Origin of the sequence: Pseudodesulfovibrio tunisiensis (genome assembly GCF_022809775.1) — a bacterium.
Taxonomy (GTDB): Bacteria; Desulfobacterota; Desulfovibrionia; order Desulfovibrionales; family Desulfovibrionaceae; genus Pseudodesulfovibrio; species Pseudodesulfovibrio tunisiensis.
Genome location: NZ_CP094380.1, coordinates 2,554,779 through 2,575,633, shown reverse-complemented (window position 1 = coordinate 2,575,633; position 20,855 = coordinate 2,554,779). Strand labels below are relative to the sequence as shown.

The following is a 20,855-nucleotide window of genomic DNA, read 5'->3' as shown; positions in this document are numbered from 1 at the left end:
ACGCGGTTGTCATTCTTCCGGCTTATGGCATATTCGATATGGCCGACCGATTACCCGGAGGGAAGAAAGCCGCATCATGTCACATATCAGCTCTGCCATTCGAACCGCTTTTCTTGCGCTCGCCCTGATTTTCCCGGTTGCGGCAACAGCCCGGGCCGAACACGGCATGTCCGCGCCCCCGACAACCTGTCCTCCGCCCGTGGTGGCGGCCGTGCTGCGGGATTTTCCTCCCCTGTATGCCCGAGGCATGGGCGGAAGCCCCCAGGGATTCGCCATCGATCTTTTCGAACAGGTCTGCGCCCGGGCCGGCCTGTCCCCGAAATATCTGTTCGTCGCCAATTGGGACGAGGCTCTGGACGCAGTGCGCTCCGGACGGGCGGACTGCATTCCGGGCATAGGCATAAGTCTGCCCCGAAAAACGGAATTCCGGTTGACCCGGGTCATGGAAACCGTGCCCGTTTCCTGTTTCGTGCGCCGGGACAACCAGACGATCAAGGGCCCGGACGATCTCGGCGACAAGCATGTGGCTGCAATCGACCAGAGCGCGGCCATGACCCTGCTCGTGCACGACCCCAGCATACGGCTCAAGCCGTTCCCGTCCATTGACGCGGCCCTGTTCAGCCTGCTGGCCGGGGAATCCGACGCATTCGTGTTTCCGGCTCCGGTGCTGTGGAAAAAGGCCCGGCTGATCGGGGTGGACGACCGCATCAAGGTTGCTGGCGCGCCACTCATGGAACTCAAGCGTGGCTATCTGCTGCGCAAGGATGATGCGGTTCTGGCCCGGAAACTGGACAATGCTCTTGCCCATGTGGTCGGCTCGGAAACGTACCGAACAGCCTACCTGCACTGGTACGGCAAGCCCAGCCCGTTCTGGACCACGGCGCGCATGGCCACGGCAAGCGTGTTTTCCGTGATCCTCACCCTGTGCATCATGATCCTCTGGCGGTACAGATCGCTGCGCTCGGTGCATTCGGCGCTGGAACGCTCGCTGGAGGCCAGAACCCTGGCGGAAAACCGTCTTCGCCGCAGCGAGGACCGTCTGGTCAAGGCCCAGAAGCAGGCCCGGCTCGGATATTTCGAACGCGATCTGGCCACCGGACACTGCGTGTGGTCCGATGAAATGTTCCGCATCATGGGACTGACTCCGGGCTGGGATGAACCGGACTTCGCCCATTTTCTGGAACGGATTCACCCGGAGGACCTGCGCCGGTTTCTGGATGCCGTGGAACAAGCTCGGCACGGGGGCGATCCCTTCGACATGGAACTGCGCCTGCTCTTCGACAACAGGACGACCCGATACGCGGACTGTCATGCGGAAGTGGAATTCGAGGAGGACGGCACCCCGGCAAGGGTGCGCGGATCGTTTCAGGACATCACGGACCGCAAGCACATCGAGGCCGAACTGGTGCAGGCCAAGGATCGGGCCGAGGCCGCCAGCCGATCCAAGAGCGAATTTCTGGCCAACATGAGCCATGAACTGCGCACGCCCCTGAACGGCACATTGGGCATGCTCCAGCTTCTGCGCATGGAGAATCTGGAGCACAGGCAGCGCGAGTACGTGGACATTGCGCTCGGCGCCTGTCGGAGCCTGACGCGGCTTCTTGGCGACATTCTGGACCTGTCCAAGGTGGAGGCCGGAAAAATGGATCTGGTTTCCGCGCCGTTCCTTCTTTCCGAACTGCTGGACACGGTGCGGGCCACCTTTGCTCCCATGGCCGCGGACAAGCGGGTCGAGATCAGAATCTCCATGGAAAAGACCGTGCCGGACGAACTGGTCGGGGACGCCATGCGGCTGCGCCAGATCATCTTCAATCTCGTGGGCAATGCCCTGAAGTTCACGGATGCCGGACACGTCCGGGTGGAAGTGAACTCACTGACTCCGCGCAGGGACAATGAAGCCCGCCTGCTGTTCACGGTCGCGGACACCGGCATAGGCATTTCCGAGGACAAGCTGGCCGAAATATTCCACCCGTTCACCCAGGCGGAATCCGGGCCCGCCAAGCAGCAGGGAACAGGACTCGGCCTGCACATCGTGAAGCGGCTGTCCGATCTCATGGGCGGCAGCGTCTCCGTGACCAGCACGCCGTCCGTGGGCACCACCGTGCACTTTGCCGTGGGCCTGACCCGGGCGGAACACATCCGCAGCAATTCGGACAGGTCCTGCCCGGACACGCCCGAACCGGGCCGACGCATCCTCATTGCCGAGGACGACCGGGTCAACCGTCTGGCCCTGTCCGGATTCGTGGAAAAGCTGGGCCATGTCCCGGTCTGCGTGGAAAACGGCAGGCAGGCGCTGGACAAATTGTCCACGGAACAGTTCGACTGCGTGCTTCTGGACGTGCAGATGCCGGTTCTGGACGGTCTGGAAACCATCAGCTTCATCCGCAATGCCCACGAATTCAGGGAAATGCGTGAAATTCCCGTTGCCGCGCTCACGGCCCGGGCCATGCGCGGAGACAGGGAGGAATTTCTTGATGCGGGCATGGACGCCTATGTTGCCAAACCCGTGGATTTCGAGGACCTGAAACGCGTTCTGGGCATGCTGCTCTGCCGGAAGTAGCCTCTCCTCCGCCAAACGGAAAACAGGGTGCTCCCCGACAAGGGAACACCCTGTTCGCAACCTGTTCAAACAGCTTAAATGCTTTCTATTTCTTCCTGCGCTTCCGTGAGCAGGAACTTGCCGTCCTCGATCCACTTCCTGAGCTTGTTCGCAATCTCCAGAGACAGGGAATAGCTGGTGACCGGAACCGTGGCGGTTTCCTTGCCGTTCACGGTAATGGAACCGGAACGCAGCTCCTCGAACGTGGCATGGCCGAGGATGCGCGGCAGGCCGTTGGGATAGTCGTAGCCGTAATCCTTGATGGGCATCTGGATGTCCGCGTCGGACACGCCCGTGAACCACGCCATTTCCTCGTTCAGGATCGGAATGGGAATGCCCACGCCCACGGCAAGGGAACAGCCGTAGCCGATCACGCTCAGACCGCGCACGTAGCGGGCGTCCATCTTCTTGAAATCGCCCTTGACCATCAGGGTTCCTGCCCCGGAGGTGGGGATGCCGCGTTCGTTTCTGGGCGGCTTGCGCACATGCTGCGTGCCCGCGCCGAGCACATAGCCGGTGCCACCGCCGAGGAAGATGCGGGTGCCCAGTCCGATGGTGCGGAAATACGGGTCGTTGAACAGCGGGGAAAGCGAACCGGACGTGGCGAAGTTCGCATTGCCGCAATTGGGCTTGAGCGGGCCCATGTAGGTATAGATGGTGCGGCTGGTCAGGTTCACCGCGCAATTGTAGTTCTGGTAGCAGTTGCGCGGATTGAGCATGACCGCGTTGGGCAGATCGGCAAGGGTCACGTCCTTGGACAGCTCGCGGCGCGGATAGCAGTCCGTGCCGTAGGCCAGGGCGCGCAGATGCACGGCACGACCGCGCAGCAGGTCTTCCATGACATGGGCACCGCCGTAGAGGAACCTGCCGGGCTTGACCTTGTTCAGGGCATCATCCTCGGAAGGTTCCGTCGCACCGAGATAGGCATCCACGGCAGCCAGCCCGGAATAGCACGGCACATTGTTCAGCCACATCTTCGAGACCTTCATCACCGGGGGCTCCTGACCGATGTTGAAGAGCAGGCCGGAAGAGCACATGGGCGAGAACGTGCCCGTGGTGACCACATCGACTTCCCTTGCCGCGCGGACCTTGCCCTCGCGTTTCACGATCTCGGTCATTTCCTCGGCATTGACCACCACGGCCTTGCCTTTGCGGATGCGTTCGTTGATCTCAGCGATGGTCTTGTTCACTTCGAAATGAGCCATGTACAGAACCTCCGAAGAGCGCGTCGCCGCGCCGGTATGCACCATGTTTTCAACAGGAATGGCATCATGTCCGAAAACCGCATCGAAATCAAACGGAATTATCCGTGAAATGGCAGGTCAACGCTTGGCTTCGGGACGATTTTAGGCTATGAAAACTGTGGAAATCAGGGGTGGTTCGAACAGTTTTGGCCCCTTTTTTTTGTGCAGCAAAATCAAACTGTTGAAAACAACATCCGGAAACGACTTCCATCGTGAAACAGGCTCTCAGAAAACACCTCCTCCAAACCTGCACCGAAGCCGAACTCCAGCGTTGGTACGACCCGCTCCAGATCGACTACTCGGAAGAGAGCAAACGCCTTGTCGTGGGCTTCCCGCACACGTTCTTCGCAACCTGGTTCGAAAACGAGGTTCAGGACAAGTTCGAGGCCCAGCTCAACAACTTTCTCGGCGCGGGCTACCTCATCGGCTACAGGAACAACGGCGCTTCCGGCCATTCGCGCGCGGTCGCGCCCCGGGAAGTGGTCAAGAAGATCGACTTTCCGTTCGGCAGTGAATTCACCTTTGAAACATTCCTGATCAACAAGAAGAACTATTTTCCCATTGCCTCGGCAAAGGAAGTGGCCAAGCAGTCCGGCACCCTGTTCAACCCGTTCATCATCTGCGGGGGAGGGGGATCGGGCAAGAGCCACCTGCTCAAGGCCGTTGCCAATGAGATCAGCAAGAGCGCGGATTTTGCGAAGATGCTGGTCGGCTCCATGGACGAGCTCCATTCCCTGTACTCCATCCGGTTCCGGGGCGATCCGTTCCGGGCGCGCAACCATGTGTTCGACTACGACTACCTGTTCATAGACGACTTTCACAAGGTGCGCGAATATCCGGCGTTTCAGCAGGAACTCGTCAACATCTTCAATCACTTCTACGACAACAAGAAGCAGATGGTCATAGCCTGTCGCGACAAGATCACGGGCTACGACTTCCTGGACGACAATCTCCAGTCCCGCCTTGGCTGGGGCCTGATCGTCACCCTGAAGGAGCCGGACCTGGAAATACGGGTCAACTACATCCAGCAGCAATGCCGTCTCAAGAAGCTCCAGCTCGGAAAGGAACAGATGCTGACCCTTGCCCAGCGGTTCACGGATTTCCGCTATCTGCAGGGCATCCTGCTCAAGCTGTTCGCCTTCCGGGAACTCGTGCACAAGGACCTGTCCCAGAAGGATTTCGAACACATCCTGAGCAACACCGAGGAAAAGGCACACGACGACCTCACGCCCAAGCGCATCCTCGGTGTGGTCAGCGAACATTACAATGTGCACGTCAAGGAGCTGATCGGCACGAAACGGCACCAGAACATAGCGCTGGCAAGGCAGGTAGCCATGTACCTGTGCCGTTCCCTGCTCAACACATCCTACCCGTCACTGGGCAGGACCTTTGGCGGAAAGGACCACAGCACGGTTCTGTATTCCGTAAAAAAAATACAGGAATTGCAGCAGGATGATGAGAAAATGAAACAGGTGTTGAAAACTTTGAAGAGAAAGTGTCGCATGTCGTGAACAATTGGACTCCGAACACGTTGGCGGTGCGGAATGTCACTAACTCCAGACAATTCATGTTCGAAATAAATTCAAATAAAACAAACTTTTATCACGGTTGCGCACAAAGGAACCGAGTCAATAAATTTCAATAAGGGAGAATCTTTTTATGTTTTTGAAAGTGAACAGAGATGAAATCATTGAAGGCCTCCAGAAGTCCTCGAACATCATCCCGGCCAAAACCGGAGCCGCCTTCCTGCGCACGATCTGGCTTCAGTGCGAGAATGGCGGCCTGAACATCATGAGCACGGATTCGAATCTGGAATTCCGGGGAACCTATCCGGCCGAGATCACCAATGAGGGACTTGCCGGTGTCTCGGGCAGGGCCTTCTATGATCTTGTGAAGCAGCTCAAGGGGAATCAGGGCGAGCTGACCCTTGCCCTTGAAGGGGACACCCTGCAGGTCAAGCAGCAGTCCCGAAGCTACAAGTTCCCGGTGAACGACGTGGAGTGGTTCCAGAAGTTCTCCAGCTTCCCGGAAGAGGGCACCGTGTTCTGGTCCGGCGACTTCCTGCACGAGATCATCGACAAGATCGGCTTCTGCATTTCGGACGAGGATTCCATGGAGGCAATCGCGTGCCTGTACATGGCTCCCCGCGAGAAGATGGGCCAGAAGGTGGTCGAGGTCTGCGGTCTGAACGGCCATCAGTTCGCCATGTTCAACTTCGTGAACGACGACATCTACGCCATGCTCCCGGAAGGCGGCATCCTGATCCAGAAGAAGTACCTGGCCGAGCTCAAGAAGTGGCTCACGGCCGAGGAGATCGAGCTGGCCATCAGCGACAAGCGGCTGTTCTTCCGCACCGCAAATCAGGGCGAGACCTTCAGCCTGCCCCTGTCCTACTACCAGTACCCCAACTACCAGAACTTCATGAGCAAGCTGGATGACGAGGGTGTGTCCACGCTGGAAGTGGACCGGCTTTCCCTGGTGGACGCCCTGGGCCGCATCGGGCTGTTCAATACGGATTCCAACCGCTGCGCCTACTTTACCTTTGGCTCCACGGACGTTACAGTGTCCGCCCGGGGACAGGAGACCGGCGCGGCTCAGGAATCCCTGGACGCCACTTTTTCGGGCGATCTGGAGCGTATCGCCTTCCCCACCAGGAACCTGATTGACATCCTGAACCATTTCAATTCCCCCACCGTGAAGTTCACCCTGACCGGTACCGAGGCGCCGTGCGGCATCTCCGGCGAGGATGACCGCGACTATCTGGTCATTCTCATGCCCATGATGATTCAGGAGGAAACCTACTACGTTGAGGAAAACGCCTAGATTATGAGCGAAAACAAATATACAGCAGAATCGATTACGGTCCTCGAAGGGCTTGAGGCGGTCCGCAAGCGTCCGGCCATGTATATCGGGTCCACCGACATACGCGGCCTGCATCATCTGGTCTACGAGGTCATCGACAACTCGATCGACGAAGCCATGGCCGGGTATTGCGACAAGATCAAGGTCACCCTGCACATGGACAACTCGTGCACGGTCAGCGACAACGGCCGCGGCATTCCCGTGGAAATCCACCCCAAGGAAGGCATTCCCGCGGTGCAGCTCGCCATGACCACGCTGCATGCGGGCGGCAAGTTCGACAACGACTCCTACAAGGTGTCCGGCGGTCTGCACGGCGTGGGCGTGTCCTGCGTCAACGCCCTGTCCGAGTTCATGGAAACCACGGTCAAGCGCGACGGCACCACTCACCGCATGACGTTCGAACGCGGTCGGCCCACCACGGCTCTGGAGGAGGTCGGCCCGGCCCACTCCACCGGCACCACACAGCGCTTCCGTCCGGACGAGGAAATCTTCGAGGTCAACAAGTTCGACTTCGAGACCCTGAAGAAGCGCTTCAAGGAGCTGGCCTACCTGAACTCCGGTCTGGAGATCGAGTTCAAGGACGAGCGGTCCGGCGAGCGCGAGGTCTACAAGTTCGAGGGTGGCATCAAGAGCTATGTGCGCGACCTGAACTCGGGCCAGAACACCATCGGCGAGATCATCTACGGTCAGGGCGAGTCCGAGAACATCATTCTGGAATTCGCGCTTCAGTACACCACGGCCTACAAGGAAAACACGCACACCTTTGCCAACAACATCCGCACCATCGAGGGTGGCACGCATCTGGCCGGTTTCAAGACCGCACTGACCCGCGCCATCAACAACTACGTGCAGTCGGCCGACCTGCCCAAGAAGCTGGTGGCCAAGCTGTCCGGCGACGACGTGCGCGAAGGCCTGACCTCGGTCATTTCCGTGAAGCTGCCCGATCCGCAGTTCGAGGGCCAGACCAAGACCAAGCTCGGCAATTCCGAGGCCGCCGGTCTGGTCGCGGCATTGATGTACGAGAAGCTGAACACGTTTTTCGAGGAGAATCCCAAGGAAGCGCGGACCATCATCGAGAAGGTGGTGGACGCGGCCCGGGCACGCGAGGCCGCAAGAAAGGCCCGCGATCTGGTCCGGCGCAAGGGCGCGCTGTCCGACAATTCCCTGCCGGGCAAGCTCGCGGACTGCCAGTCCAAGAATCCCGAGGATTCCGAAATCTTCCTCGTCGAGGGTGATTCCGCAGGCGGTTCGGCCAAGCAGGGCCGCGACCCCAAGCATCAGGCCATCCTGCCCCTGCGAGGCAAGATCCTGAACGTGGAAAAGACCCGCTTCGACAAGATGCTGTCCAACAAGGAAGTCCGGGCCCTGATCACGGCCATGGGCATCGGCATCGGCAACGGGGACGACGAAAAGGACTACGACAAGCTGCGGTATCACAAGGTTGTGATCATGACGGACGCCGATGTCGACGGATCGCATATCCGCACCCTGCTGCTGACCTTCTTCTTCCGCCAGTACCCGGACCTCATCGATCGAGGCAACCTGTACATTGCCCAGCCGCCCCTGTACCGCGTGCACAAGGGCAAGTTCGAGAAGTTCATCAAGGACGACGAGGAGCTGGACGATTTCCTGCTTTCCCGGGCCGGAGCCGACATCCGCGCCAAAGCCACCAATGGCCGGGAGTTCACGGGCGAGGAACTGCTCGGACTCATGGAAGAGATTCGCGCCATCCGCGGCAAGATGTCCGAGGCCGAGCTGGCCGGCATCGAACGCGGCCTGTACATGGCCCTGATCAACTACAAGGTGCGCATCAGCTTCACGCATTTCGACAGGCATGACGCCGAGGAGTTCAAGAAGGATTTTCTCGAACACGGCTTCAGGACCGAGATCGAGGTGGAGCACGACGACGAGGCCGAAAAGGACCGCACCTACGTGACCTTCGAGAACGAGAACGGTCACCGCAAGCGTCTGGCCATGGAGTTCTTCCATTCCAAGCTCTACAAGCAGGCCTACATGGCGCTGGAAAAGTTCCGCGAGGAATGCGGCGGCTACAGGTTCAGCCTGATCTCCGGAGAAGAGGAGCGCGAGATCTCCGGCCTGTTCCATCTGTACGACGAGGTGATTGCCGAGGCGCACAAGGGGTGGAACATCCAGCGGTACAAGGGTCTGGGTGAAATGAACCCGGAACAGCTCTGGGAAACCACCATGAATCCGGAAAAGCGGTCCATGCTTCAGGTCGGCATCGAGGATGCGGCCGCGGCCGACGCGATCTTCTCGGACCTCATGGGCGACAACGTGGAGCCGAGGCGCGAGTTCATCGAACGCAACGCTCTGGCCGTCCAGGAGCTGGACATCTAACGGACTGAGGCGCGCGGCGGCATTCCGTCCGCCGTGCGTCGCGTGATATTTTGCCGTTCCGCAAGACGGACGGCGCATTGTTTTGATACCTCGGAGGCCGAAACCGGCCTTCGCCGCGGAAGGTTTCCGCGGACTACCCGGAGGGAGAATGAGCGACACGATCACCATTGAAAGCGAACTGAAGAAAAGCTATCTCGAATATTCGCTTTCCGTCATCATCGGGCGCGCCATCCCGGACGTGCGCGACGGGCTCAAACCCGTTCACCGGCGCATTCTGTACGCCATGCACGATCTGGGAAACAGCTACAACAGGGCCTACAAGAAATCCGCGCGCGTCGTCGGTGACGTCATCGGTAAATACCATCCCCACGGCGACTCGGCCGTGTATGACGCCCTTGTGCGTCTGGCCCAGGACTTTTCCATGCGCGACATGCTCGTGGACGGTCAGGGCAACTTCGGTTCCATCGACGGCGACTCCGCGGCAGCCATGCGTTACACCGAGGTGCGCATGGCCAGGCTTACCAGCGAATTTCTGGGCGACATCGACAAGAACACCGTCGATTTCCGGCCCAACTACGACAACTCGCTGCAGGAGCCGGAAGTCCTGCCCACCAAGGTGCCCAACCTGCTGCTCAACGGCACGGCAGGCATCGCGGTCGGCATGGCCACCAACATTCCGCCCCACAATCTTGGCGAGCTTGTGGACGGCACCGTGCATCTGCTGGACAACCCGGACTGCGAGATCGAGGATCTCATGCAGTTCATCAAGGGCCCGGACTTCCCGACCGGCGCACTGGTCTACGGCGGGCAGGGGCTCAGGGATGCCTACACCACGGGCCGCGGTTCCATCCGCATGCGCGGCGTGGTCGAGGTGGAGGAGCACAACAAGGGCAAGAAGCAGTCCATCGTCATTCGGGAAATTCCCTATGCCCTGAACAAGTCCTCGCTGGTCGAGAAGATCGCCCAGCTCGTGCACGACAAGAAGATCGAAGGCGTGTCCGACCTGCGCGACGAATCCGACCGCAGGGGCATCCGCGTGGTCATCGATCTCAAGCGCGGCGCCATTCCCGACATCATCATCAACGCGCTCTACAAGTACACGCCGCTGGAAACCTCCTTCGGCATCAACATGATGGCGGTCGTGGGCAAGCGGCCCATGCTGCTGAATCTCAAGAGCGTGCTGGAATACTTCCTGGAGCACCGCCGCGAAGTGGTCATCCGGCGCACCCGTTTCGATCTGGACAAGGCCGAACGCCGGGTCCACGTTCTGGAAGGCCTGCGCATCGCGGTGGACAACATCGACGAGGTGGTCAAGCTCATCCGCGCGTCCGCATCCGTGGAAGAGGCCAGAACCAACCTGATGGAACGGTTCGAGCTGTCCGAGATTCAGGCCAAGGCCATTCTGGACATGCGACTCCAGAAGCTCACCGGACTGGAACGCGACAAGCTGCTGGAAGAACTGGCCGAGCTCATGAAGAAGATCGAGTACTACCGCTCCATTCTGGAGAACGAGGACGTGCTCAAGTCGGTCATCCGTCAGGAACTGGTCGAGATCAAGGAAGGCTACGCCACTCCGCGCAAGAGCCAGCTGCTGGCCCACGATCCCAGCAGCATCGACATCGAGGACCTGATCGCGGACGACGAAGCCGTGATCACCCTGTCCAAGCGCGGCTACATCAAGCGCGTGCCCCTGTCCAACTACACGGCCCAGCGCCGGGGCGGAAAGGGCATCGCCGGTGTGCAGACAGGTGATGGCGACTTCATTCACACCTTCCTGCTGACCACGAACCATCAGTTCCTGCTGCTGTTCACCAACTTCGGCAAGATGTTCAAGATCAAGGCGCATCAGGTGCCGGAGGGCAGCCGCTACGCCAAGGGTGCGCATGTGGCCAACCTGCTGCCGCTGGACAAGGACGAATACATTGCCACGGCCCTGTCCCTGCGCGAATTCGACGCGGATCGCTACTTCCTGTTCGCCACGCGCAAGGGCATGATCAAGCGCACCAGCATGGAGCAGTACCAGAACTGCCGGACCACGGGCATCAAGGCCGTGAACCTCAAGGATGGCGACGAGCTCATGATGGTGACCGAGGTCAATCCCGAGGCCGACGCCATGCTCATCACGCGCGACGGCACCGCGATCCGGTTCAACATCAAGGACGCGCGGCCCATGGGCCGCGCCACTGCCGGCGTGAAGGGCATTGCCCTGCGCGGGGATGACGAGGTCGTTTCCCTGGTGGTGTCCGGCGATTCCGAACGTCAGGAAGTGCTCACCGTGTCCGAGGGCGGATTCGGCAAGCGTACCCATATCGAGCAGTATCGGGTCCAGAGCCGCGGCGGAAAGGGCATTCTGAACATGCGCCTGACCAGCAAGACCGGCAAGGTGCTCGGTGCCAATCTGGTCAACGAGAGCGACGAGGCCATTCTGCTGACCTCGGGCAACAAGATCATCCGCATGAAGGTGTCGGAGATCAGCCTGACGCGCGGTCGTGCCACGCAGGGCGTGCGTCTGGTCCGCATGGACGAGAAGAACGCCGTGGTCGGTTTCGACCTCGTGCGGGACGACGGCCTGAACGAGACCGAGGAAAACTAGGCTCTTCAGCCTGTTTCAGACGATGACGCGGCGCGCAACACAAACTGTTGCGCGCCGCTTGCTTTTTTTCGCCGGAACAGGGAAATTGGTCCGGCCGCGAGCGAGCGGCAAATTCTTTTCGGGAGTTTTCGTATCCGCATGATTCGCACATATGCTCTGGCCCTGTTTGCGGCCCTTCTGATCTGCCTGTCCGGCTGCGGACCGAATGACGCGCCGGGCATGAAGGACATTCGGCAGGCCCGGGAAGCCTATTCCAAGGGGTTTTTTCTGGAAGCCGAAAAGGGATACGAACACTATCTTCAGGATCAGCCGCAGGGAAAGTTCCGCGAGGAAGCATGGGAACGGCTTGCGGAAATATCCATTGCCTACAAGGGCGATCTGGAGCGGGCCGTTGTCCTGCTTGAAGCCATGTATCTGGAACTGGGCCGGGACAATGAACTTGCCTGGAAGGTCATGTCCCAGCTCGGCGATGTGTACGACCAGCTTGGTAACTGGGCCAAGGCTCTGGAATCCTATGAAAAGTGCCTTGCCCATGCCGCTGGCGATCCCAAGGCCGTGGCCGACACCCAGTTGCGCATGGCCAAGCTCTACCGCAGGCAGGGCAACTTCGACCTTGTGGCCGCCACGCTGGAAAACTGCGCGGACACGGCCAGCGATCCGCAGGCCCGGGCACGGTGCCTGTACGAACTGGCCCAGAGCTACAGCTTCATCAATTCCTGGAATCAGGCCAAGAAATCCCTTGAACGGCTTCTCGTCCTCGATGGCGCAGACGAGGAAATTCGTGCCCTTGGCACCTTCCTGCTCGCGGACATCTACGAGGCCGAACGCGAATACGCCAAGGCCCGGGAACTGCTCATGTCCATCCGCGAAACCTATCCCAACCCCAAGGTCGTGGAATCCCGGCTCAACTCGCTGGATGCCCATGCGCAATAGCGCCCATTCCTGAATCTGCGCATTTTCCGCACCTTTCCGCCTTGCCCGGCTTTTCATTTTTCCCACGGACTGTTAGGCATTTCCGAGCAATGAACAACTCACCGGAGCGGTTTGCGGCCGCATTGCGGTGCGTGGATCACTCATGCAATCTCCGGAGGTGGATATGAAACGGATTTTCGTGGCCGGTGCTGCCGGCAACATGGGCAGGGAAGTCGTCAGGGAACTGAAGGAACGCGGTCTGGAGCCCGTTGCCGGAGTGCATTCCCCGGACAAGGCGGACGCCTTTGCCCAGCAGGGCATTGAAGCGCGCACATTCGATTTTCAGGACACGGACACTCTTGAACAGGCCATGCAGGAGTGCGACGGCCTGTTTCTCATGAGCCCGTTCAGCCAGACGCTGGCCCGGTTCGGGAACAATGCGGTCAAGGCCGCCAAAAGTTCGGGAGTGAAGCACATTGTGCGCGCTTCCGGATACGGAGTCAGCTCGGATGCGCACTGGCGACTGGGCCGGGAACTCGGCATGGTCGATCAGTATGTCGAGGATTCGAAAATCCCGTTCACCATTCTGCGGCCCAATCATTTCATGCAGCTCTTTTCCGGCGTCTACTGCGCGTCCATTCGCGAGAACGGCGTCATTGCCGTGCCCGAGGAACAGGCAAAGATCAGCTACATCGACGTGCGCGACATTGCTGCCTGCGTTGGGGCCGTCTTTGCCGATTCCGAAGCCCATGCCGAACGCACCTACGCCCTGACCGGGCCCGCCCCCCTGTCCCTTGCCGACGTGGCCCGGCAGATTGCCGAGGCTTCGGGACGTGATGTGCGCTACGATTCCGTGCCCGAGGACGACTATGTGCGTGCGCTCAAGGATTCCGGACTGTCCGAATGGAACGTGAGCATGCTCGTCAGCCTCACCCGCGTGGTCAAGCTCGGACTGGCTGCCAACGTGACCCATGCCGTGGAACACCTGACCGGCAGGCCCGCGCGTACCTTCGCGGATTTCGTCCGGGAAAACGCGGCTGTCTGGAAGTAGGGTCATGATCCCGCTCAAGGGCCGGGAAAACCTGCTGCGGCTGATCAGGGAAATCGCCGGGGGCACGTATTCCGACGATATCATGGAACTGACCGGCCCGGGCTATCCCCCGGAAATTCGGGAAATCGCCGAGGCCGTGGGCATGATGATGGTCCGCATCGAGGCAAGGGAATATCACCTTGAACAGCTCGCCGAGCAGCTCAAGGCCAATTCCCTCAAGACCGTGACCGCCATTGCCACGGCCCTTGGCGAACGCGATGCCTATACCGCCGGGCACGGCGACCGTGTCGGCGCGTATGCGGCCCGGCTCGGCCAGCGGCTCGGGCTGGATGCCGACACCGTGGAACAGCTTCGCATTGCCGGCATCCTGCACGACATCGGCAAGATCGGGTTCAGCGACACCATCTTTTCCAACGAGGACACCAGCCTGAACAAGGACATGCTCCTTGAGATCCGCAGCCATCCGCAATGGAGCTACAACATCCTTCAGGATCTGGATTTTCTCGGTCCGGTCCTCGAATACGTGTACGACCACCACGAACGGCTGGACGGCAAGGGCTACCCGCGTGGTCTGCGCGACGGGGAAATTCCGCTCGGCGCGCGCATTCTTGCCGTGGTGGACTGCTTTGACGCCATGACCACGAATCGGCCCTATCAGCCCGGACGAACGCCCCAGCATGCCCTTGCCGTGCTCGGCGAAATGGCCGGAAGCGCTCTGGACCCGGACGTGGTGGAGGCGTTTATGGACGACATCGAACAAAACGGCATGGAATCCTAGGCATTTTGCCCCGAGCGGGGCGATTGCTGCGTTGCTCAAAACCGCTGGCGCCTCGCGTACTGATGTACGCGTCGGCTTCAGCGTTTTTTCGCGCCTTGCACTCGCCCCACCCGGAGCAAAATGCCTTTTTCGCATGGTGCAAGGGGGGAGGGCTTGGTGGTTCGCGTACGAGTGTACGCGTGGGCTTCAGCGTTTTTTCGCGCCTTGCACTCGCCCCACCTGGAGCAAAATGCCTTTTTCGCGTGGTGCAAGAGGGGAGAGCTTGGTGGTTCGCGTACGAGTGTACGCGTCGGCTTCAGCGTTTTTTCGCGCCTTGCACTCGCCCCACCTGGAGCAAAATGCCTTTTTCGCATGGTGCAAGAGGGGAGAGCTTGGTGGTTCGCGTACGAGTGTACGCGTGGGCTTCAGCGGCTTTCCGCGCCTTGCACTCGTCCCACCCGGAGCAAAATGCCTTTTTCGCGTGGTGCAAGTGGGGAGGGCTTGGTGGTTCGCGTACGAGTGTACGTGTGGGCTTGGGCAGCTTTCCGTCCCGCTCGGAACAGTGTTTTCTGTTCCGAGCGGTTTTTTTGCCTTGAGGCAAGGATTCGTGTGCGGTTTTTCCCGACCTTACATGGTGTCGTGCATGGTCAGGGAAAGGTCCCCGCCGTTTTCCCTGTAGTCGGCCCAGGTGTCCAGAAAGTCGTTGCTGAGGACGATTTCCAGATTGTAATCCATGTCGGTCTGGAAAAAGGAGGCAAGCTGCAATGTCCTTGCCGTGTCGTTGTACTCGAAGTCGAATTCGGTGCTGGTCAGGTTGGCCGTGAACGCGAGCAGGGTATTCCTGTCGCCGCTGCCGTCGCACTTCACCCATTGCCGTACAAGGTTGTCCAGATTGATCCGAATCGTGTTCGTGTTCTGCATGAGGCAGGCTGCGGCAACCTTGCAGAACAGCGTAACAAGGCTGCCCAGTTCAGCATGCGGGTCGGGGGCCTCCCTTTCGGCTTCGGGCTGCTCGAAGTTTTCCAACTGGTCCTTCAGTTCATGTTCCATTGCGAAATAGTTGCGCATGTAATCCTGATTGTACACGATGGATATTTCATCATTTTCAATCTCGTATGCATCGATGAACGGCGTTTCCATGGCCTCGCCATTCACTCTGTTCACGAAGGGAGTGTCCCTGACGTGATCCAGGCATTTCAGGAACATGCCCCTGTCTCCATTGCCGCCCTCGTTTTTCCAGCCGTCAATCAGGGGGAAGATGGGCGCTTGGAAACGGTTGGTTTTTTCGGAATGGCAGTGCTTCATGAGCTTCAGGAGTAGGTCGAGCAGGGGGTGTACCTGTTTCTGTGAAGGAGTCATGACGACCTCCGGGGGATAAGGTGAATGGGATGATGGGCATGCGTTCTGCTGTATTATGGATTCGATTTCATGTGACAACAACAGAAAACTGTCCTGTTTTCGCCGTGTCACGCCGCTCGGCATCTTTTGCTTGAGGCTCGTGCGCGAACGGCCTAGGCTCCTGCGCATGCTTCGGATGCTTTCCCCGGGCGTCAGGTTCATGCTTCTCGGCGTGACCCTGTTCTGTCTGGGGTCTCTTTTGGTCAAGATTGCGGGCCAGCGTCTTCCGGCCTCGGAAATCCTGTTCTGTCGCGGCGTGATCGGACTCGGCGTGTGCTGGAGCATCCTGCGCCGGACCGGGGTCGGGGAATCCCTGCTTGGCAACCGCCGCTGGCTGCTCGTGTTTCGTGGTCTGTTCGGATTCCTGTCCCTCTACTTCACGTTTCAGGCCATGATCCTGCTGCCTTTGGCCGACTCCATGACCATTGTGCAGGCCCGGCCCGTGATCATTGCGCTGCTCGCCGCCATCTTCCTGCACGAGGCCATGTCCGGCCGGACCATCATTGCCATGTTCATCAGTCTGGCCGGGGTCGCCATCATCTGCCGCCCCTCGTTCCTGTTCGGCATGGCCGATCCGCTCGATCCCGCGGGCGTGGCGCTCGCCCTTGCCGCCATGGTCGTCTCCGCCATGTCCATCGTCACGGTGCGCGCCCTGACCAGAACCGAACATCCCGCCATCGTCATGATCTACCAGCCCTATGCCACCGTGCTTGGAACCCCGCTCATGGCCGCCACATGGGTCATGCCGCAGGGCTGGGAATGGGCCATGCTGCTCGGCGTGGGACTGCTCATGAACGCGGGCCAGTATTTCATGACCCGGGGCTACGCCCTTGAACCCGCAGGCAGACTCTCGGCCGTGGGCTACATCCAGATTGTCGAAGCCGCCTTTCTGAGCTGGCTGTTCCTTGATGACGCCCCGGACATCTGGACCTGGGCCGGGGCCGCACTCATCATCGGCGGTACCCTGTACATCGGGCAGCACAAACACCATGAGGAATAACGGCAATCTGATCGCGATTTCGCAATAATGCAAATTGGAAAACCACGGTTTATTTGTTCAAAACTGCATGAAAATTCATCGGATGGTTGAAAACAGAATTTTATTCTGATTTAAGATTGCCTTCGGCGACCAGAGAAACTTTCGTGAAAGTTTCTCTGGACTCTTCAAAGCTTTTTGGTTCTACGCCGCCAGCAAGGGAAAGATGGCTTCAAAGGCCGTTTGGCGGCGTAGGGAGATGCGGAAAAGCGAGAACCTGCCCTGCCGAAAAACAGGACTCGGGTGAAACAGGCAGTTAAAAGATGCCCCCATTTTCTTTTGGACCACCCGTTTTCCGGAAATCGAACAGCCTGAGAAATGTCCCGACAGGGCATTTCTCAGGCTGTTCGATTTCCGGAAAACAGAATGGGGTCAAGGGGAGGTCCGTCCCCTTGCGGGTCTGGGCAGCGCCCAGCCCCCCGGGAGGGGCCGCCGGAGGCATTTCTTACATCTTCCTGAAAACTTGCATGAGTTCGTCATCAATATCGTCGGCTTCGTGGGCATTGAGTTGAACGAGTCGGTGGAGAAAGGTGAAGGAGAGCTCGTCGATATCGGTGAATCGCATGGCTGCGTCCTGTCCCTGAGCGCGCACGATTTTGCCTTCGACCACGATGCGCACGCCCGGGGAGAGGGGGAGATGCAATTCGCAGAGCGTGCCGATGGGGCAGTCCTCGCAGCCGCGCAGGAGGGCTCCTCGCAGGCTGAGGTTCAGGGTTTTGACGGGCGTGACCACGTCATCCACGGTGATGTAGGCATCGAATTCCGCGTCCACGCGCGTGCCGATTCGTTTTTCCCGACTCATGGAGTCCTCCTTGCGATTTTAGGGATAGCATATGTGCGAGTTGGTTTCCAAGATGCCGTGAATTATAATCATCGGCTGGAAACAGAGCGAAAAGGTGCCTTCCTTGCGTTTTCGCCCATAAAGGTATAGAGCAATTCGTCCCGTTTCCAATCCGACGATCGTTCTTCGGTGTTTTGTGCGGCTTTTTCATCCGACTTCACTGGTTTGCCTGTCGGAAACGGGCTTCGGGACGTTTTTTTTCGCTGAATTGCGGAGAAAAAATACTGCGTTTCGTGGAATCAGCGCCTATAGTACGCCTGTTATCTGATCTTTTCCGAAACATCCGACGCCTTTGAAGACGGCAATTCCGTTTTACGGGGGAGGCGCGGACAGCTCATCCGAATGAGGAGGGAACGAGCATGCGAAAGATTTTACTGCCCCTGATCGCGCTCTGTCTGATGGCGACCACGGCCCTGGCCGCCACGAGCAAGGACACGTTCGTGTTCGAGAGCTACGGCACGGTCCGCAGCCTTGACCCGGCGTGCGCCTACGACGTGGTGTCCCATCAGCGCATCATGAACATTTACGAGTCCCTGATCTTTTTCGACGGATCGGCCACGGACAAGTTCGTGCCCGTACTGGCCACGGAAGTGCCGACCATGGAAAACGGCGGCATCTCCGACGGCGGAAGGACCTACACCTTCAAAATCCGCAAGGGCGTCAAATTTCATGACGGTAGCGAGCTGACTCCCGAGGACGTGGCCTACTCCATCAAGCGTCACATGATCTGTGACCAGGAAGGCGGCCCCATGTGGATGATGCTGGAAGCCCTTGTCGGCGTTTCCACCACCCGCGAGAACAACAAGCCCATCCCCGGCATTTTCGAGAAGATCGACAAGGCCGTGGAAGTGAAGGGCGACACCGTGGTGCTGCATCTGCCCAAGCCGTTCCCCCCGCTGCTGGCCGTGATGGCCTACTCCTACGGCGGCGTGGTCATGGACAAGGAATGGTCCATTGCCAATGGCTGCTGGGATGGCGACATCAGGAACGCCGCCAAGTTCAACAATCCCGCCTTCGGCGCCGAGCCGCTGCACAAGATCGCCAATGGAACCGGCCCCTTCAGGATGCTGAAGTGGGAACCCTCCAAGGAATTCATCTTCGAGCGCTTCGACGGCTACTGGGGTGAAAAGCCGGCCCTGAAGACCGGCATTGCCCGCTACAACAAGGAATGGAGCTCCCGCAAGCTCGCCCTGCAGAATGGCGATGCGGACCGCGTGATGCTGGACACCCAGTATCTCGAGGAAGTGGAGCACATGGACGGCGTGACCGTCACTTCCGTGCCGCAGCTTTCGGTTTCCGGCGCGCTCTTCTGCCAGAACATCAATCCCGTGGGCAACCCGAGCATCGGTTCCGGCAAGCTGGACGGCGAGGGCATCCCCACTGATTTCTTCTCCGACATTCACGTGCGCCGCGCGTTCCTGCACTGCTTCGACTCCAAGATGTACGCCGAGGACGTGTGGAGCAACAAGGTGATCATGCCGAGCAGCCCGAACGCCAAGGGTCTGCCCTATCAGATCGACGTGCCCACCTACGAGTTCGACATGGAAAAGGCCGCTGCCGAGATGAAGCAGGCCTTTGGCGGCAAGGTCTGGGACAAGGGCTTCAAGATGGTCATCACCCACAACACCGGCAACGCCCAGCGCGAGGCCGCGGCCCACATGCTGGCCGAGAACGTGATGAGCCTGAACCCCAAGTTCGAGATCGAGGTGCGCAACGTGGACTGGAAGGACTACACTGTTGCCTACCGCAAGTTCATGTACCCCATCTTCATCATCGGTTGGGGCGCGGACTTCCCTGATCCGGACAACTTCCTGTTCACCTTCATGGGTTCCAAGGGCGTGTACGGCAAGTACATGGCCTACAAGAACGAGGAATGCGACCGCCTGCTCAAGGAAGGCCGTTTCGAGATCGATCCTGCCAAGCGCCAGAAGATTTACGAGCGCATCCAGAACATGTGGTACGAGGACGCCCCGGGCTGCATGATCTACCAGAAGATCGACAACTTCGCCTACCGCAGCAACGTCAAGGGTTTTGTCCCGCATCCGATGTTCGACCAGGAATGGGAGAACCTGAGCAGGATTCACAAAGACTAGAACCGGTTACATGGCCGATTAAACCGCGTGCCCCGAAAGCCGATTCGGCTTTCGGGGCACGATTGATACCATTATGACCTCATACATACTTAGGCGCCTGATCTTTCTGGTGTTCGTCCTGTTCGGGGTGTCGGTACTCATTTTCGGGCTGCTCATGACATTCAGCCCGGAACGCCGCGCCGCAGCATACGTCACCACCCCCCAGCAGGCGGAAAACATTCCCAAGCTCGTCGAACAGTACGGGCTGAACAAACCGTTTCATGTCCAGTACGTGCGCTGGGTCAAGGAAGTGGCCGAAGGCAACCTGGGCTGGTCCCTGGTGGCGGCTCGGCCCGTGGCCGAGGCGTTCTGGAACTATTTCCCCACCACTCTCGAGCTGAACCTGTTCGCCTCGCCTCTTGTCATCATCGTGGGCATATGGCTAGGCACCCTATCCGGAGTGAACCGGGATACGTGGCTCGACCACACCACCCGGATAGGCGCCATCATCGGCTGGTCCCTGCCGACCTTTCTGTTCGCCCTGGTTCTGCTCATGGTCTTCTATGGCTACTTCGACCTGTTCCAACCGGGTATCATCTCGGACAAGATTTCCCTCTGGGTCGCCAACAATCCCGACGAATTCACCCGCTATACCGGCATGTATTCCGTGGACGGCATCCTGAACGGCCGTCTGGACGTCACCCTGAACGCCATATCCCATCTGGTGCTGCCGGTCCTGACCCAGGTCATCGTTGTCGTGGCTCTGCTCATGCGTGTCATGCGTTCCGGCATGATCGAGGAAATGAACAAGGACTACGTGATCACGGCACAGGCCAAGGGCGCGGACTCCAAGACCATCTACAACAAGCACGCCAAGCGCAACGCCATGATTCCGGTCATTACCGTGGCCGGGCAGCTGGTGGCCCTGTCCATGGAAGGTTCCATTGCCGTGGAAGTGGTCTTCGGCAGGCAGGGCATGGGCTGGTGGCTGGCCGAATCCGCCACCCAGCTCGACATGCCCGTGCTCATGTCCGTGTGCATGTTCATCGGCGTGGTCTTCGTGCTGTCGAACCTGATCATCGACATCATGTACGCGTACATCGACCCGAGAATCCGGCTCCAGTAGAGAGTA

The 20,855-nt window shown here is 59.3% G+C and carries 14 protein-coding genes; 11 read left to right on the top strand and 3 right to left on the bottom strand.

Annotated features, from left to right (window positions below; genetic code table 11):
- Positions 1-76: 76 nt before the first annotated feature.
- Positions 77-2,560 (top strand): ATP-binding protein, encoded by a 2,484-nt coding sequence (locus MPN23_RS12420; protein ID WP_243544510.1) that lies wholly within the window; start codon positions 77-79, stop codon positions 2,558-2,560.
- Positions 2,561-2,634: 74 nt separating this feature from the next.
- On the opposite strand, the gene MPN23_RS12415 is transcribed toward MPN23_RS12420, so the two are convergent.
- Complete coding sequence (locus tag MPN23_RS12415; protein ID WP_243544509.1) at positions 2,635-3,804, bottom strand: homocysteine biosynthesis protein; 1,170 nt, start codon at positions 3,802-3,804, stop codon at positions 2,635-2,637.
- Positions 3,805-4,055: 251 nt separating this feature from the next.
- Here MPN23_RS12415 and MPN23_RS12410 point away from each other — a divergent pair, with 251 nt between their 5' ends.
- The 7 genes from MPN23_RS12410 (at position 4,056) to MPN23_RS12380 (ending at position 14,397) form a co-directional block, all read left to right on the top strand.
- Positions 4,056-5,354, top strand: a complete 1,299-nt coding sequence (locus tag MPN23_RS12410; RefSeq protein ID WP_243544508.1) for a DnaA ATPase domain-containing protein — start codon at positions 4,056-4,058, stop codon at positions 5,352-5,354.
- A gap of 148 nt (positions 5,355-5,502) precedes the next feature.
- Complete coding sequence (gene dnaN, locus MPN23_RS12405; protein ID WP_243544507.1) at positions 5,503-6,666, top strand: DNA polymerase III subunit beta; 1,164 nt, start codon at positions 5,503-5,505, stop codon at positions 6,664-6,666.
- A 3-nt stretch (positions 6,667-6,669) separates the two neighbouring features.
- Positions 6,670-9,063: a DNA topoisomerase (ATP-hydrolyzing) subunit B gene (gyrB, locus tag MPN23_RS12400; protein ID WP_243544506.1), complete on the top strand. Its 2,394-nt coding sequence runs from the start codon at positions 6,670-6,672 to the stop codon at positions 9,061-9,063.
- 148 nt (positions 9,064-9,211) lie between these two features.
- Positions 9,212-11,656, top strand: a complete 2,445-nt coding sequence (gene gyrA / locus MPN23_RS12395) for a DNA gyrase subunit A (protein WP_243544505.1) — start codon at positions 9,212-9,214, stop codon at positions 11,654-11,656.
- A 138-nt stretch (positions 11,657-11,794) separates the two neighbouring features.
- A complete protein-coding gene (locus tag MPN23_RS12390; RefSeq protein ID WP_243544504.1) occupies positions 11,795-12,589 on the top strand; it encodes a tetratricopeptide repeat protein in 795 nt (264 codons plus the stop codon).
- A 163-nt stretch (positions 12,590-12,752) separates the two neighbouring features.
- Positions 12,753-13,619: an SDR family oxidoreductase gene (locus MPN23_RS12385; protein ID WP_243544503.1), complete on the top strand. Its 867-nt coding sequence runs from the start codon at positions 12,753-12,755 to the stop codon at positions 13,617-13,619.
- A 4-nt stretch (positions 13,620-13,623) separates the two neighbouring features.
- Positions 13,624-14,397, top strand: a complete 774-nt coding sequence (locus MPN23_RS12380; protein ID WP_243544502.1) for an HD-GYP domain-containing protein — start codon at positions 13,624-13,626, stop codon at positions 14,395-14,397.
- A gap of 606 nt (positions 14,398-15,003) precedes the next feature.
- Here MPN23_RS12380 and MPN23_RS12375 read toward each other — a convergent pair.
- Complete coding sequence (locus MPN23_RS12375; protein WP_243544501.1) at positions 15,004-15,735, bottom strand: hypothetical protein; 732 nt, start codon at positions 15,733-15,735, stop codon at positions 15,004-15,006.
- Positions 15,736-15,901: 166 nt separating this feature from the next.
- On the opposite strand from MPN23_RS12375, the gene MPN23_RS12370 reads away from it, so the two are divergent.
- Positions 15,902-16,774, top strand: a complete 873-nt coding sequence (locus MPN23_RS12370; RefSeq protein WP_243544500.1) for a DMT family transporter — start codon at positions 15,902-15,904, stop codon at positions 16,772-16,774.
- A gap of 481 nt (positions 16,775-17,255) precedes the next feature.
- Here MPN23_RS12370 and MPN23_RS12365 read toward each other — a convergent pair whose 3' ends face one another.
- Positions 17,256-17,612, bottom strand: coding sequence for a PilZ domain-containing protein (locus MPN23_RS12365; protein ID WP_243544499.1), 357 nt, complete (start codon positions 17,610-17,612; stop codon positions 17,256-17,258).
- A gap of 398 nt (positions 17,613-18,010) precedes the next feature.
- On the opposite strand from MPN23_RS12365, the gene MPN23_RS12360 reads away from it, so the two are divergent.
- Together MPN23_RS12360 and MPN23_RS12355 are read left to right on the top strand one after the other, a co-directional pair.
- A complete protein-coding gene (locus MPN23_RS12360) occupies positions 18,011-19,744 on the top strand; it encodes an ABC transporter substrate-binding protein (RefSeq protein WP_243544498.1) in 1,734 nt (577 codons plus the stop codon).
- A gap of 73 nt (positions 19,745-19,817) precedes the next feature.
- Complete coding sequence (locus MPN23_RS12355; protein ID WP_243544497.1) at positions 19,818-20,849, top strand: ABC transporter permease; 1,032 nt, start codon at positions 19,818-19,820, stop codon at positions 20,847-20,849.
- The last annotated feature ends 6 nt before the right edge of the window (positions 20,850-20,855 follow it).